This is a genomic window from Bifidobacterium canis (genome assembly GCF_009727065.1).
Lineage (GTDB): Bacteria > Actinomycetota > Actinomycetes > Actinomycetales > Bifidobacteriaceae > Bifidobacterium > Bifidobacterium canis.
The window spans coordinates 36324-51258 of the sequence record NZ_WNLP01000003.1 but is presented as its reverse complement, the minus strand read 5'-3'; the positions used below and the strand labels follow the sequence as shown (position 1 = coordinate 51258).

10 protein-coding genes and 2 pseudogenes are annotated in these 14935 nt (G+C 57.9%); 4 read left to right on the top strand and 8 right to left on the bottom strand.

Features of this window, described 5'->3' with window-relative positions; translation table 11 throughout:
- Positions 1-189: 189 nt before the first annotated feature.
- Together GSD1FS_RS04110 and rpmB are read right to left on the bottom strand one after the other, a co-directional pair.
- Complete coding sequence (locus tag GSD1FS_RS04110) at positions 190-2532, bottom strand: ATP-dependent DNA helicase RecG (RefSeq protein WP_155588515.1); 2343 nt, start codon at positions 2530-2532, stop codon at positions 190-192.
- Positions 2533-2650: 118 nt separating this feature from the next.
- Positions 2651-2850 (bottom strand): annotated as a pseudogene (gene rpmB, locus GSD1FS_RS04105) (50S ribosomal protein L28).
- A gap of 278 nt (positions 2851-3128) precedes the next feature.
- Between rpmB and GSD1FS_RS04100 the strand changes: the two are divergent.
- On the top strand, positions 3129-4271 hold the full coding sequence (locus tag GSD1FS_RS04100; protein ID WP_155588514.1) for a PfkB family carbohydrate kinase: 1143 nt from the start codon (positions 3129-3131) through the stop codon (positions 4269-4271).
- Here the strand turns inward: GSD1FS_RS04100 and GSD1FS_RS04095 are convergent.
- The 4 genes and pseudogenes from GSD1FS_RS04095 to GSD1FS_RS04080 form a co-directional block, all read right to left on the bottom strand.
- Complete coding sequence (locus GSD1FS_RS04095; RefSeq protein ID WP_155588513.1) at positions 4199-5989, bottom strand: tetratricopeptide repeat protein; 1791 nt, start codon at positions 5987-5989, stop codon at positions 4199-4201. The genes GSD1FS_RS04100 and GSD1FS_RS04095 overlap by 73 nt on opposite strands.
- Positions 5974-6255, bottom strand: a complete 282-nt coding sequence (locus GSD1FS_RS04090) for a hypothetical protein (RefSeq protein WP_155588512.1) — start codon at positions 6253-6255, stop codon at positions 5974-5976. Before GSD1FS_RS04090 ends, GSD1FS_RS04095 begins: the two co-directional genes overlap by 16 nt.
- A 307-nt stretch (positions 6256-6562) precedes the next feature.
- Positions 6563-7753 carry a pyridoxal phosphate-dependent aminotransferase gene (locus GSD1FS_RS04085; RefSeq protein ID WP_155588511.1) on the bottom strand — a complete coding sequence of 397 codons (1191 nt, stop codon included), beginning with the start codon at positions 7751-7753 and terminating at the stop codon, positions 6563-6565.
- A gap of 118 nt (positions 7754-7871) precedes the next feature.
- Positions 7872-8698 (bottom strand): annotated as a pseudogene (locus GSD1FS_RS04080) (putative ABC transporter permease).
- 156 nt (positions 8699-8854) lie between these two features.
- Between GSD1FS_RS04080 and GSD1FS_RS04075 the strand changes: the two are divergent.
- From GSD1FS_RS04075 to GSD1FS_RS04065, 3 genes are all read left to right on the top strand, one after another.
- Entirely contained in the window at positions 8855-10186 is a 1332-nt protein-coding gene (locus tag GSD1FS_RS04075; RefSeq protein WP_246165811.1) for a DUF2974 domain-containing protein, read from the top strand.
- A gap of 159 nt (positions 10187-10345) precedes the next feature.
- A complete protein-coding gene (locus GSD1FS_RS04070; RefSeq protein ID WP_155588510.1) occupies positions 10346-10969 on the top strand; it encodes a TetR/AcrR family transcriptional regulator in 624 nt (207 codons plus the stop codon).
- Positions 10970-11045: 76 nt separating this feature from the next.
- Positions 11046-11882, top strand: a complete 837-nt coding sequence (locus tag GSD1FS_RS04065; protein ID WP_155588509.1) for a mechanosensitive ion channel family protein — start codon at positions 11046-11048, stop codon at positions 11880-11882.
- Between the two features lie 89 nt (positions 11883-11971).
- Here GSD1FS_RS04065 and GSD1FS_RS04060 read toward each other — a convergent pair whose 3' ends face one another.
- Both GSD1FS_RS04060 and GSD1FS_RS09495 read right to left on the bottom strand, forming a co-directional pair.
- Positions 11972-14173: a sialidase family protein gene (locus GSD1FS_RS04060; protein ID WP_246165810.1), complete on the bottom strand. Its 2202-nt coding sequence runs from the start codon at positions 14171-14173 to the stop codon at positions 11972-11974.
- Between the two features lie 311 nt (positions 14174-14484).
- Positions 14485-14895 (bottom strand): DNA methyltransferase, encoded by a 411-nt coding sequence (locus GSD1FS_RS09495; protein ID WP_196425027.1) that lies wholly within the window; start codon positions 14893-14895, stop codon positions 14485-14487.
- Positions 14896-14935: the final 40 nt, after the last annotated feature.

Here is a 14935-nt window from a genome sequence, read left to right as displayed (position 1 = left end):
CCTCTTCTACTTGTGTTTCCCAGAAAAACAGTCCTCAACAACCGTTTCCCCCCAACGAATCGTTTCAGCTTGGCACTCTCACTATCACTGCATGTGGTAGTGCAAACTCATTCGTTCTGTACAAGTTTACATGCTATTAGCGAAATTACTAGTATCAATCCAGCGTTTTGGTCATTTATTCACGTTGATTCAGTTGCTAATCAGGAATTTTTCGTTTCCACGCGAGAAATCAAGAACTGCTCCGGCGAGTTGCACATGATCCGCCAGCGTCGGGTCGGCGTCGAGCAACAGTTCGGCGCGTTTGCGAGCGTCGGCGATCATCTTCGCGTCAGTGACCACGCGTAGCAGTTTCAGGCTCGATTTGCCACCGGACTGCGTGTCTCCGAGCACATCGCCCGCGCCGCGCAATTCCAAGTCTTTTTGCGCAATAAGCGCGCCATCAAGCGAGTTGGCGATCACATCGAGCCGCTGTTCGGCGATGCTGCCGGGTTCAGCCTGCGAAATGAGGAACGCCCAACTTCGTGTACCGCCACGACCCACGCGCCCACGCAACTGGTGCAGCTGCGAGAGTCCGTAGCGATCCGCGTCGAAAATGACGATGCAGCTCGCCTGCGGCACGTCGACGCCCACTTCGATCACTGTGGTGGCGACCATAATCGGCGTCTCCCCTTGCGAGAACTCCGCCATGACGCGTTCCTTCGTCGCGTCGTCATCGCGGCCGGTCAGCTCGCAGAAACGAATCCCCTCGAACTGTGGCAGCGACTGCAAGCGTTCACTGATCTCGTGCACCGAATGCAGCGGCGCGCGCGGCACAGCGCTCTCGCCGAGCTGGTCATCAGTGAGCAGCGAATCTCCGTCATCCTCCGAAGCACCAGCGCCATCCCCCGCGTCATCGTCTTCGGCAACGTCAATGCGCGGGCACACGATGTATGCGCGTTCGCCTGCGTCGATGCGGTGGCGAATATGCCAGAACATCTCGCCCATAAGCGAGCCGTTGCGCTCGTCGATCACCACGGTTTGAATCGGCTTGCGCCCTCCCGGCAGTTCGGTGAGCCACGAAATATCGAGATCTCCAAACCACGTCATTGCGGCAGTGCGCGGAATCGGAGTCGCCGTCATCACCAGCAGATGCGGGTCGCATTCCGCCTTCGACCGCAATGTTTCACGCTGTTCCACGCCGAAACGATGCTGCTCGTCAATCACCGCGAGCGCCAAGTTCGGTGCCTGGAACGACTTCGAAAACGCCGCGTGCGTGGCCACGACGATGCATGGGTCGCCGCTCGCCGCAGTACCGAGCACTTTGCGGCGCTCAGCCAAGCGCATGCCGCCGGTGAGCAGCAGCACCGGAGCGCGGTTGAACACTTTACGAATCGACTTGTAGTGCTGCTCCGCGAGCACCTGCGTGGGCGCGACGAGCACTGCCTGATGCCCGGAGCCGACTGCCTGCAGCATCGCCGACACCGCGACCACAGTCTTGCCCGAGCCGACCTCGCCTTGCAGCAGTCGCTGCATCGGGTGGTCTTTGCACATGTCTTCGCTGATCTGGTCGATCACCGCGCGCTGCCCTTTCGTCAGCGCGAACGGCAGGTCGTCGATGTATTGGTCACGCAACCGCAGATCAGTGCACTCATACGCGGTCTGCTCGCTCGCGGAACGCCTCGCCTGCAGCAGTGCGGTCTGGCACACGAACGCCTCTTCGTAGCGCATCGTCGTGATCGCAAGTTTGAACGCGGGCACGGAGTCCGGGTCGTGGATCTGCGAAAACGCCTGCGCGCGGTGCATCAAGTTGAGTTCCGCGCGAATAGGTTCCGGCAGAATATCAGGTATTGCGGCACGCAACGAGTCGCGAATCTGCTCGCTTTCGTCAAACAGCGTGGTCATGTGCACGCTCGCGCCTTCGTCACCCTCCGTTTGCGCGGCGGTCGTGGCGTCTTCGCCGGCAAGCAAGCGCAATACGAACAGAATCGACTCGTGAATATGCTCGCTGGAAATGCGCGAATTCGCGTGATACACAGGGCGCGGGCGGCACACGCGCTGCAACCCCTGCTGTATGTTCGTCACATCGGCACGCGGATCGTCGCCGATGGTGAGCATCTCGGGGTGCGTGAACTGCAGGCGGTCATTGTATGCGCTGGGTTCGCCGGCGATCACCAAGTGGCCGTCTACGCGCAAACGCGTGGCAAGCCAATCCACATAAGATTTTCTGTGCGAAAAGAACACGAGACTCGCGAGCGAGCCGCGCACTTGCAGCGAGGTCGCGAATTCGTCGTCATCGACGAGCACTTCCACGCGGTAGCCGCGGCGCGCGTTCATCGGCGTCACGCGCACACTGCGCACGCGCACAGCGCTCGCCATCTTCTCACCGAGCCGCGCTTGCGAAAGCGCGCGCACGGGAACGGGGTCTGTCACACGGAACGGGTAATACGTCAGAGCATCTGCCACGGAGACCACGCCAAGCGCTTTGAGCGCGCTGACTCGCCGCTTGTTCGTCAGCAGCTGCGCGATCGGCGTCTCCACCGTGATGCCTGCCATGCCGTTCCTCCTACGCTAGTCACACTGCACTTCAATAGTATGCCAGTTGCCGCGCAAGAACGCATGTGCGCAGATACAAAAAGGCCCCGGGAGAAAACTCACCGGGGTCTTTGTTTCATCACTTAGAAACGCTCACTCGCTGAACCTTGCCAGCCTTGAGGCATTTCGCGCACACGCGCAGGCGCACATTCTGGCCGTCGACGTGGTACGCACCGGCTGAAGGTTCGGCAGGAAGCGGCGCTTATTGCGAATATGTGAGTGCGAAACGGAATAACCGGTCTGCGGTCCCTTGCCGCACACTGCACAACGAGCTGCCATAATGGACTCCCTACAATTACTATTGACTTGCAAGTCTGCGCATTGACCCCAGACCACACTTTCCACACGGGCATAGCGAGGCGTGGCTGAACACGCAACTTCCCAATACTACATGAGGAGTGCCGACAATGCAATGCACACTCTCTCCGACCTCACACATACGTTTGCAATATGCCATCTATGCTACTGGATTGTGAATTATCGGGTAGAATCAGACGGAAGTGCGAGGGTGCATGGACGCAGATACATGCAATAGGCGCATTGCGAAAGGGGTTTATATGCTCAGCGACATTCTTCACTCGATTCAGGCACACCGCGACCACGAGCCGACGGTTATTTCGCTCGGACAGATCTGGGTTGACGTGATGATCAAAGTTCCGCAGTTCCCGGTTCCCGGCTCGTTCATCAGCGCTGAAAGCTACTCGCGCTCGGTGAATGGCAGCTTCGCCGTGCTGGAGGCAGCCAGCCGCATGGGGGCTCACACCGAATTGGCAAGCGTTCTCGGCACCGGCCCGTGGTCAGACATGATTCGCACCGCGCTTGCCCACGCCAACATTCGGCACACCGGCCTGACTAACAAAACCGTTGACAATGGCTCCCGCTTGGTGATCAACGATGGCGAGCAACGCTCGTTCATCTCCGCGCCCGGCGCCGAAGTGCACACCGACGAAAAGACGTTTGAACACGTGCACCCGAAAACCGGCGACGTTGTGCACATCAACGGCGCTTCACTGATGAACAATGGCGCAACGGCCGTTGCGGAGTTCATCTCACGCCCCGAATGCGCGGTGGCTATGCGCGACTTCCAGATTGTGTTCAATCCGACGAGCATGGTGTCGACGGTGAATGAACGCCTGTTTGAAGACCTCGTATTACTGCACCCGATCTGGTCGCTGAACCGCCAGCAGGGTCGCGCGATTGCAGACCGTCTCGGCATCGAGCTCGACGAATCCGCTTCGATGCGCGTTGACGGCGGCTTCGACGAGTCGATGAGCAATCTGTGCGATTCGCTGGCTGAAGTATTGCGCGCGCCCGTCGTGCTGCGCGCTGGCTCGCGCGGCGCTTGGCTGCGCGAACACGGCAAGCAGACCGAGCATATCGATGGATTCGAGACGAAGGCCACGCATATTCGTTCCGCCGGCCCGACACACACCGGCGCATTGTGCGCGTTGCTGGCGAACGGCTGGAATCTCGAAAGTGCCGTGCAGATCGCCAATGCCGCGGCTTCGCTCGCGATTTCGAAGAACATCAACGGCGTTCCGCAGTGCCCGACGTTCGATGAGGCTGCCGAACTCGTCAAGAAGGCGTTGGCTGAGCTCAACGCCGAGGAGAATAATTTAAATAATTATTATTCTTTCTCTTCGCCCGCACCCAGGCGAAGCGCGTTGCACAGCCACAGCATAGTGTCTTCGCCGGAATAGGCGGCCAGCAAGCCGACGCCATCGAATGCCGCAAGCGGCACTCCGGCGTCGGTGAGCATCATCACTGCAGTGGTCAAACACTGCATATTGTCTTGCGTCGGAGCCACGGGAATCCCCTCGTCGCGCAACGCTTTGATTGTCTGTGCGCGGGTCGGCATCAGGTCTTCGGTGCCGCTGAGCAGTGCTTCCGCCGATTCGCGCGCCACATCGCTGAACTCCGTGGTGTGCCCCACCGTGCTCGCCATCAAATAGCACGAAAGCGCAGCATTCTTATCTCCTGTGGCGGTGAGCACGGTGCCGAATGTGCAGTAGAGGAAAGCGACTTCTTCGGGAACGACGGCAATCGACAACGCCAGCGTGATCGCGTCGATGGCACGGTTGAACTGCGGCTCATCGCCAGTCAAATATGCCATCGTCTCTTCCACATAGCTTTGTATGCTCGTCGGCGACATCTGCTGCAGCTTGCGTAGGTCGAGGAACGCTTCGTTGCTGCGCCCCAGCTTGTAGTAGATGCGGGCGAGCTCGGCATACACCGCCGCGAGCGCGCCCCCGATTTTGCGGTAGCGCGTCGCCTCGCCGCCCTCCGCCTGCGAAACGAGCAAGCGCAGGGCTTCGCGGTCGCAGTAGAGCGGCTGGCGAATCATGCTCATCATCGGCTGCTCTTTAGTGAGCTGCATTTGCGCCGACTCGAGTTCGAGCATAGCCGTCACCAACGAATCCGCGTTGTCGCGAACGATCGCCTGAATGTCTTCCACCGTATACGTCAAGTCGTTGCTCACGTCGAGTTCGCACACACGGTCGGCGCGCAGCAGCGCCTTCATGTTGTCTGCCAGTTCGCGCACGTCTTCGCGCAACGGCTTGCGCAGGTCGAGCAACGCCTGCGGTACGCGCGCCTGCGGGTCGGCGATGAAACCGCCCTGTTCGTTGAAACTGACATGCGTTTCCACCGGTTGCAGCAGCGTGATCAGGCGTTGCGGGTTGCTGTCGAATTCGTCTGCGTTGAAGCGGCCGTTGTGGTAGAGCGGCAGCACATCGAAGTAGAAGCCCACACGGTCGAATTTGAGCGAGAACACGGCTGAACCGTGCGCGTTGCCGCGACGCCCGATCACCGTGATGTCGGTGATTGCATCGCTGGCGCCGAAACCGACGTATGTCAGAAGCCCCGCCAAGCGCAGCGCATAGGTGCTCGCCCAAACGTCGCGGCGACTTTCGCAATTCACCCATTCGCCACCGTCAACGTTGTCGCCGCTCCTGACGGCATTGAGCGACACGGCGGAGAACAGTACCGGTTCAGGCACGTTGAACGAGATGGCCATGTCGCCGGTTTGCGGGTATGCCTCGGCGCTCGTGTCGAGTCGGAATGGCAGTTGCAGCCCATCGCAGGTGTTCTTGAACTGCGTCAGTATGTCCCACGCCCCATTCTCCGGCGCATGCACTCCATACACGCTGCGGTATGGGTTGGGTGCCTTGACCATGTAGTCCACAAAACCCGCGTGCTCGTTCCAGTTCTTCATCATGTGTGCAACCAGCGCGTCGATCTGCTCGTCATTGAATGAGCTCACCAAGCCGGGGCGGTCGCTTTGCATGCCCGCCGCCTCCGCCACGAATGCGATGCGGTTGAGCGCCGCCTCCACCGCGAGCACCGTCTGCCGCTCGTCTTCGGCAAGCTCGCCGGCATTGAACACGACGCGGAACCACGGCATCAACGACCTGCGCATGAGCGTGAGCTTGGCATGCTGTGCGATGCCGCGAATATCGCTCGCCCCCGCCGACTCGAGTTGCGTGCGGCGAATCGTTCGAAAGCCGACGGCTCCACGTGCGCCTCGTCTTCGCCGATCAAACCGCGCGTGCCGCGCGCGATTTCGGTTTCCAATGCATCGGGCAACGGCATAGAGGTCATCGCCTCGAACACCTCGTCAATACGACCTCCCGCCGGCACGGTGCGTTCCACGAACCAACGCGGGTCGGTTTGTTGCTCGATCACAAGTCCCCCTCGAATTCAAGTTGACACGGTTGCGGCGGATAATTCTTGCACGTGCTCCTAACCGCGCAAATCCTCGGTAAGTCTAATATGCCCGTCGCGACAGTGCTGAAGCGCTTCATTCGCACACGCAAGCACTATCTCCCGTAATTCATAAATTTTTACAATTACTATATCAAATTATTTACTGTTCGAACATACTATTGTCTACTTCACTGAGAAAAACACAGGCAAATAATATATAGAAATTTCCAAAGAAAACGGGGTGCTGAGTTCTCAGCACCCCGCCGAGCAAACGGCCGCCGCTCAATCAGCGGCCATACACCTCGTGCACGAACTTGCGCAAGCGTTCGACTCCCCGCTTCGCATGCTCGGTTTCCAAGCAATACGACATGCGTAGATAGCCCGGCATGCCGAACGAATCAGACGGCACGACGAACAGGTCGTATTCCATCGCCTTGCGCGCGAACTCGTTCGCATCGGGTTCCAGCGACTTCGGGAAGATGTAGAACGTGCCGCCAGGGCGCACCACGTCGAAGCCGAGATCAACGAGCGCGTCGTAGATCAGGTTCATGTTCGTCTCGTAAATGGAGAGGTCGCTGGTCTTGTCGCTCACTTGCTCCACCGCGAGCTGCATGCTCGACGACGGGCAATTGTGGCCGATCGTGCGGCTGATCTGCGCGAACACCGGAACCATGATGTCGGCGTCGGTGGCGCGCGGGTTCACGGCGACGTAGCCGATGCGCTCGCCTGGCAGCGACAGCGACTTCGAGAACGAATAGCAGGTCAGCGTATTGTCATAGAACTTCGCCGGGTACGGCTGGGTCACTCCGTCGAACATGATCTCGCGGTACGGCTCGTCGCTGATCAGGAAGATGTCGTGCCCGTATTCCACCTGCTTAGCGAGCAGCACCTGCGCGAGATGCTCCAATGTGGCGGCGGAATATGAGGCACCTGAAGGATTGTTTGGCGTATTGATGAGCACGGCGGTCACGTTCGGGTTGAGCGCGCGCTCGAACGCCTCGAAGTCGATCTGGAACGCCTTCGTGTCGGGCGGCACAACACTCAAGTGCGCGCCCGTGCCCTCCACATACGGCATGTATTCGGGGAAGAACGGCGCGAACGTGAGCACTTCATCGCCCGGCTTGGTCACTGCGCGGAACGCGTGCGCGAGCGCGCCGGTCGCACCGGAGGTAGGGAAGATATGGTTCAGCGTGTAGTCCATGCCGAAACGACGGTTCAGGGAGTCGGCGACGGCGCCACGGAACGACGGCAGACCCACCGACGGGCTGTATCCGTGCAGTTCATGCGGCTCGCGCGTCTCATAGAGGTCGATCATCGCCTGCGTGAACTCCGGCGCGCACGGCACGCTCGGGTTGCCGATCGAGAAGTCGAACACTTCGTCGGTGCCGATCTGTGCGCGGCGGGCGGTCGCAGTCTCCGCGATCTGGCGAATAACCGATTTCTCGCCGAGCATCTCCTTGTATTTCTGATTGACCATGTGTGTCTCCGTTTCCTAGCCGTGTGCGTTCGCGGCGCTGCGACTCTCTCGCGACCAATGTATCGGTCGAAACTGCGAACATCTCCCATCTTAGGAAGTCAGGGAGATAGCAGAACTCTTAGAGCGCGTTGTGTTTCCGGCGGTATTTCGACAGTTGCTCGCGGATCGTGTTCATAAGCGACGTCGAGCGCTCGGTGCGCATGTCGGGATACGCGTCGAGCAGGCGGCGCTGCTGCCAGTTGAAGATGCCATGAATCTTCTCCGACGCCTCTTCGCCGCTGGTATGCGCGCGCTCGCGAATGCGTGTCGCCGTCTGCCCCGCACGCTCGCCCAATTGCTCGGCGCGCTCGCCCAGTTTCTCCAAATGCTCGTCAGCAGAAGTGATGTGCACGTCGAGATGCGCAATCTGCTCTTGCTTGAGCGACTTGATATATGCTTCCGCACGCCCGAGCTTGCTGTTCATGCTGGTCAACCCGGCGAGTGTGACGGCGGCGTCGGCGAGCAGAATAATAAATAGAGTAATACTCACAATATTGAGAGTGAGCGGGTCGATTTTGTCGAGCTGAGTGTCGATCCACGGTTGCACCCACTCCTTGACCACCGTGCAGCCCGCCGCAAAGAAGAGGAACCCGTTCAAATAGACGCGACCGTTGATATTGAACGGCTTGTTTGAATAGTCCCACAGCCGCATGTGGAACATCTTCTCGATGCCCCACGACGTGATGTATTCGAGCGTGCAGCACAGCACGCCGCTGCTTAAAAACACCGCGATGAGCGAATGCTCGTTGTGCAGCACGAAGATGGCGAGCATAGCGCCGAACCCGTAGATCGGGCAGATCGGACCGTTGAGAATGCCGCGGTCTACGAACCGTTTTTCATCACGATGTTGAGCAGCGTCTCCCACAGCCAGCCGATGAAACTGTAGAGTAAGAACCAAAGGAATATTTTTCTATTGTCACGAGCATATTCTCACTGTTCCGCATGTTCGCGACATCGGAACTGCATATATGCGAATTATTATTCCGCGTATTTTCTGCGTTGCGAACAACTCGGCGCACAGGTATCACCTAGTATTGGGAACAGTGAATACGAGGAGGCAGTATGGGCACGATAGTTGATTACGCGTCGCTGGAAACGCGCGACTTCTCGCAGTACCCGTTCCGTGCCGCCGACGCGATGGTGTACGCGCTGCTGAGCTACGACAAAATACCAGCCGAGATTCCAAGCATTGACGAGCTGATGCAGCGGTATGGCTCCACGCGAAACAAACTGCGCGGATTTGATATCAAGCATCCGGCGAAATCGGTGGAAACGCTGTGGCGCACGCCGTTCGATGGGCCGACATTGCGGCAGCTGGAAGAGCATCTGCATCCTGACGCGCAGACTGGTGACGGTTTTAAGGGAGACGCCAACGCGAGCGCTGACGCCGAAAACGGCGTGCGCACCGATGACGACGCGAACTCCCTCGTCGCAGATGCCGGAGACGCCGCGCCTGCCATGAATTCCGCCGGCGAAGCCAGCGACGGCGCAACATCGGCGACGAACGGCAAAACAAGCAGCGCCAACAGATCTCGCCATTTTTACGAGCTGATCAAGCGGAATCCGCGCTTCGCCGTCACGCGCATGAGCGCCACCGAAGAGCGCTTCGACCAAACCGAGCAAACGCAATATGCGGCGATGACGTTCCAGCTGCCGGACGGCACGCTCGTCGTTTCGTTCCGCGGCACCGACGATTCGCTCATCGGCTGGCGTGAGGACTTCAATATGGCCCACACGTATCCGGTGCCCGCGCAAACGCAGGCCGCAGACTACGTGGAGAAAATCGGCAAGCTGTGGCCGAACGCGCGCATCATTCTCACCGGCCACTCCAAAGGCGGCAACATCGCGATCTATGCGGCGATGAACGTGCACGATCAGGTCAAAGACCGCATCGACCACGTTTACGCCTTCGACAGCCCCGGATTCATGCACGCCGTGGTGAGCAGCTACGAATACGGCACGATCGCAGACCGCGTGACCAAACTCGTGCCCGAGCAGTCGATCATCGGCATGCTGATGGAGTCGAACCCGAACGAGCATCAGGTGGTCGTCAAGTCGAACGCGGAAGGCGTGATGCAGCACTACTGCTATTCGTGGCTTATGGACGGCGACAGGTTCCAAACGCTGCCCGAACTCTCCGAAAGCTCGCAGACCTTCCACAAGTCGTTGAACGAATGGCTCAACGGCATGACGCAACGCCAGCGCAAGAAGGGCGTCGAAGCATTGTTCCGCGTACTTTCGGCCGGTGGGCATTCATCGATGACTCAACTGAGGGATGAAGGAGTGCGTGCGCTCCCCTCGCTGCTCGGCAGCTATGTGGGGCTCGATAGCGAAGATCGTCGCTACATCAATCAGGTGATGATGATGTTCGCCGGCACGCTGTTCGCGCACTGAAAACGCATTTCACGCAGCGAAAAATACCAAACATGCACGGAAACATAGCCAGAAGCTGATTTTTGGACGTATGATTTCAGCAACACTAGACTTAAGTGATGTAAATGAATAGTCTCGATGTTGCGAAATGTCGAGGCATTCCCAGAGTGAGGAGTTCCAATGCCAAGGCCTCGTCGTGACCCAGAAATCATGCCAGCTCAGCTGCGGTTGGAGAATGCCTTCTGGACGTTGCTGCGTGAACGCCCATATGGCAAGATCACCGTCACTGACATCGTTCGCGAAGCGGGCGTCAACCGCAATTCGTTCTATTACCACTACTCCGGCCTGCCGGAGCTGGCGGCTGTTGCCATCATGCATGCCGTCGAAGGCATTCCGGTGATGGGCGCAAGCACATCCACCGATGAGCTCCGTCAGGAATGGCACCGCATCTGCGTCGAAGCGTTCAACGACTCCGAGCAGCATGAGCGTCTTGAACGTCTTGCCCTTCTTGCCGGCCCGCACAGCACCGTAGAGCTTACCGAAGCGTTGCGCGACTTCATTCGCATGACGCTGCTCGGCAACTACAATATCGACTATGATCGTGCCAGCCTGAGCACACGCATGCTGCTCGACTTCACCGTCGGCGGCATCGTCGGCGTACTGCGTGACTGGTCGAATCTCGAACCACGTTTGACGATCGAAGATCTCACCAATGCAGATCTCGGCTCCGTTGCCGCGAACCTTCGTCAGGCGCTTTCCTCAGATACGTCGCATACCACCGGGTATGCGTCTGTGTTGCACTAAGCTGCGACAACTAATTGCACCGAGTAACGTGTTCCATGCACATGAGCTACACACGGTGTTGTGTACGCTAGTGTGAATGGAACACGTTCTCTTTTGGTTGCGCAGCAACAGCGGCAAGATCATTCTGTTCACGATCGTTCTCGTTCTTGCCATACTCTGCTCTCATTTTCTGAGCAAAGGTCTTCGCAAACTTCTCGACCACAACAAGATTCCATCGGCGTCGATCTTCGTCAATATTCTGCGAGTGCTCATCTGGGTGATCGCACTCACGATTGTGCTCGAGCCGGTGTTCGGAGTCAGCCCTACGAGCTTGTTCACCGCACTTGGCATCGGCGGTCTCGCGATTTCGCTTGGTTTGAAGGATTCAATTGCGAACACGATCGGCGGCTTCACACTGATGTTCTCACGCGTGATCCAACCAGGTGACACGGTGCGCGTCTCCGGCATCACCGGCGTGGTGCAAGACATCAACTGGCGACAGACCAAAGTGCGCGAGCGCAACGGCAACATCATGATCATTCCAAACTCGGTGCTCAACACGACCGCGCTCGAGAAGCTCGACCCCGGCAATGAGTGCATGGTGACGATACCGTTCACCGCGAAACCGGATGTGGATACCGCGCAGCTCGCGCACGATCTGCTCAAAATCGTCAATACGCACGCCAGCAAGCTGATAAGCAAGAAATACAAGCCGCTGGTTCGCTACAACGGGTTTACCAGTGACGGCGTGAGCGGCAACATCGTGGCGTATGCGAAGCGTGGCGTCGCGCTGAGCGCCCTCTCTGACGAGATTGCGCGCGCTGTGCACGACTCGCAGCTGAACCTGAATTTCGCGGCGTCGTCGATCGTTGGCATTGACGAGCGAGGCAATATCACAGCTGCTGATGCGGCGCAGCACAGCAACAACAACTGAGTAACTGGCACTACAAACGACGAGTGGATGGCCTCACCTAGGGCCACCCACTCGTCGTTTTTACTTATGTTTAATTATTGATTACTGGATTACTCCTCCATTGACTTGCGCTTGGCGAGCAATGCGACAGCACCTGCGATCACTGCGATGACGGCGACTGCGATGAGTCCGACCTCGGAGCCGGTGGTTGCCAACACCCCGACCTTTGGCTCGGACTTCTGCGCCTGAGCTGGCTTACCAGTTTCTTTCTGAGCGGGCGTGGATGACTTGCTGCTCGGATTCGATCCGGTTGCCTGACCACCCGATTGCGCTGGCTGGCTGGGCTGCTCCGGTTGCGTTGGCTGATCGGAAGGATCCTGCGTCGGTTCTTTTGCCTTCTCAGTCACCTTGACGGTCGCGATGCCGGTCACACCATCATGTTCGCCATCACTGATCGCAACTGGAATCTGCACGCTGTCGCCCGCCTTCGCGTCGGTTGGCAGAGCTACGCGCAACGTGGTCTTGCCCTGTGTACCGGCAGGAACAGCCACATCTGCAATGGGCGCAGCCATCCACCCTGCAGGAGGCTGAGGTGTCACCGTGAGTTTCTCGTATGCCACCTTGCCGAAGTTATCGACGTCCAGCGGCACTTCTGCGAACTGCGAGCCTTCCGGTACGCTCACTTCTCCGTTCGCCGTGGCAGAGAGATAGCCAAGCCAATCGAGTGAGATGCGCGTATACATGATGTCGAGATTGTCGCCTTCATACAGCAGACCGTAGCCGCCGCCGGCACGTGAATCGAGTGCGGTGATCGTTGAATACGCCATCGCTCCCTCTTTGAAGAGCTTGCCTTCGCTCCACGTGGTGCCGTCGTCGAAGGAAATGCGGATCAGGCCGTTGTGCCTGCCGTCCCCAGACGAAGACGAATACAGCAGAATCTTCGCCGCAGGAGTACCTTCCGCAGCATTCGGGAAGGCGCGCGTGATCTGCGCATTATTCGCAGGATCTGGCAGTTGCGTGTCTTCGTATACCTCACCATAGGTCTGGCCGCCATCGTCGGAAATGGCAATCTGGCGATAACGTGAACCATATGGACGCGAGTTGAGCATCACTCGGCCATCAGAGAGCTCGACAACCTTGTTCTCGTCCATATGCTCGCCAACGGGCGTACCGACGTGCCACGTAGCGCCGTGGTCATCGGAATACACGGAAACAGCTTGGTGCACACCAGCGTTGTTGATCGTGTATTGCTGGATCAGTCGACCGGCATGCTCCCCATATTTGAGCTGAATGCCATGCCCAGACGCCGCGAATCGCGATGTCCAGTGCTCCACGTCGTTCGTTATCTGGTCGGTTATGATGCGCGGCTCGCTCCAGGTGGCACCGTTATCGCTTGACTTGACCACCGAAGCCTGCAGTACGTTGCGGTTATTCGGGTCAACCCCGGCAACGGAACCACCCCAGCCTTGGTCATACGACTTCACCGAGAACAGGAAGATGTCTCCCGTCTCCTCATCTACCACATATGATGGGTCGGAGAACCCGTATTTGCCAACGCCATCTTTGCCAGCAGCCACCACAGTGCGTGTTTCGAACGATTTGCCACCGTCTTTGGAGATGCGCTGCACAATCGAATTGGCCTGCGGAGCGTCTTGGCAGCTGTTCGGGCGTGCATCATAGGCGGCGAGGATCCAGCCGTTGGGAGCTTCCGCTATAGCCGGAATGCGGTAGCAGCTCACCCCGTGCTGCCCGGCCGTGGCGAGCCGCACGGCTTCGCCATCGGCGCGTTCTGTAGGTTGCGTTGCAGCATCTGGTTCGAGTGGTCGCTCGCCCGGTTGCGTCGCGACGGTAGGTGCATTGACGGTGATGTTATCTTGCAATACTTGCGTACCGTTGCGGTCAGCGGTTGCCTTCCACACGGTTTTCGCAGTGAATCCACCTGCATCAACATCTTCTTGCGTGACGCGGTGAGTCGCAGTGGTGCACTGTTTGGTTTGGCCGGCAGGCAGATTTGCATACCGGCAATTCGGTGCGCCGGTAGTCAGCATGCCGTCGAGATTGCCTTCTGCAGGGAAAGCTGTAAGCGGGCGTGTTGACGTATTGGTGTAGGTGAACGTGTAGCGCAGAACGTCACCGGCATAAGCGTGGTCTCCGTTGTCGTCAGTGCGTTCGACTTTCACGGTGAGCATCGTCGTTGGCTGCTCGTCGTTCGGTTCAACTGCCTGAGCAGTGCCGACGCCGAACGCTGCGGCAAGTGCTATAGAGACCGTTGCCGCAAATACTCGTCTGATACGAGTGCGTAACTGTTGCATCCTCATCCTCTCGATCATTGAGATAGTGAATTGAGATATTTTGTGAAACACCATGTATCTGCGCTCGACGTTGAGCACGTATAGATGATGTTGTCTGCAATGATAAGACGTCTGACGAATGAAGACAAATTGTATTCGGTATTTGGTCATTGTTATACAAATAACTTATATTTGTAATACAAATTTTTCTCTAAAAATAATGTTCTCTAGTCAGTGGAGTTAAACATGTCTCCACAAATTCATACTTACGCCATCGACATAGAAGTAAAGATCCTGTCTAGGAAACACGCCCTCTCCCGAAATGCATATTCCTATTGCATCGGCGAAGAAAGCTCATAGACGCCGTTAGCTTTCAGGCTGCGCTCCGCATCTGCCAGCCGTTCTCCAGCAAGTCGCGCAAAAGTATCGTCAAGCTCCGCCACATATGCATGTCTTCCCAAAAGCACGGATGCAACAGAAGCGGAAGCAAGGCCTCCAAACGGCTCCCACACCACATCACCTTCATCGCTAGATGCAAAAACCTGCGCGAGCATCAAATCGAGAGGTTTCTGATTCAGATGCGTAGCTGACTGTTTTGTCGGCTTGTATGTTCTCGGAGCGCTTCTTTCCATAGTTCCTTTCAGCCGCTCGTTGTCGGACAGCGGAGGCCTGCCCCAAACGTTGGTCACTCCATTACGGTGATTCCATGTTGCCCGCAGAGAATCCCACGCTTTAGCCGTCATAGGCGTTTCCCATCAAGGGAAAATACGGCCAGTCTGTTGA

What these genes read in the sequence shown, in the direction of transcription:
- GSD1FS_RS04060 (WP_246165810.1), bottom strand. Translation starts at nt 14,173, where the DNA reads ATGCAACAGTTACGCACTCGTATCAGACGAGTATTTGCGGCAACGGTC.
- GSD1FS_RS04065 (WP_155588509.1), top strand. Translation starts at nt 11,046, where the DNA reads ATGGAACACGTTCTCTTTTGGTTGCGCAGCAACAGCGGCAAGATCATT.
- GSD1FS_RS09495 (WP_196425027.1), bottom strand. Translation starts at nt 14,895, where the DNA reads ATGACGGCTAAAGCGTGGGATTCTCTGCGGGCAACATGGAATCACCGT.
- GSD1FS_RS04095 (WP_155588513.1), bottom strand. Translation starts at nt 5,989, where the DNA reads ATGCGCAGGTCGTTGATGCCGTGGTTCCGCGTCGTGTTCAATGCCGGC.
- GSD1FS_RS04070 (WP_155588510.1), top strand. Translation starts at nt 10,346, where the DNA reads ATGCCAAGGCCTCGTCGTGACCCAGAAATCATGCCAGCTCAGCTGCGG.
- GSD1FS_RS04100 (WP_155588514.1), top strand. Translation starts at nt 3,129, where the DNA reads ATGCTCAGCGACATTCTTCACTCGATTCAGGCACACCGCGACCACGAG.
- GSD1FS_RS04075 (WP_246165811.1), top strand. Translation starts at nt 8,855, where the DNA reads ATGGGCACGATAGTTGATTACGCGTCGCTGGAAACGCGCGACTTCTCG.
- GSD1FS_RS04085 (WP_155588511.1), bottom strand. Translation starts at nt 7,753, where the DNA reads ATGGTCAATCAGAAATACAAGGAGATGCTCGGCGAGAAATCGGTTATT.
- GSD1FS_RS04110 (WP_155588515.1), bottom strand. Translation starts at nt 2,532, where the DNA reads ATGGCAGGCATCACGGTGGAGACGCCGATCGCGCAGCTGCTGACGAAC.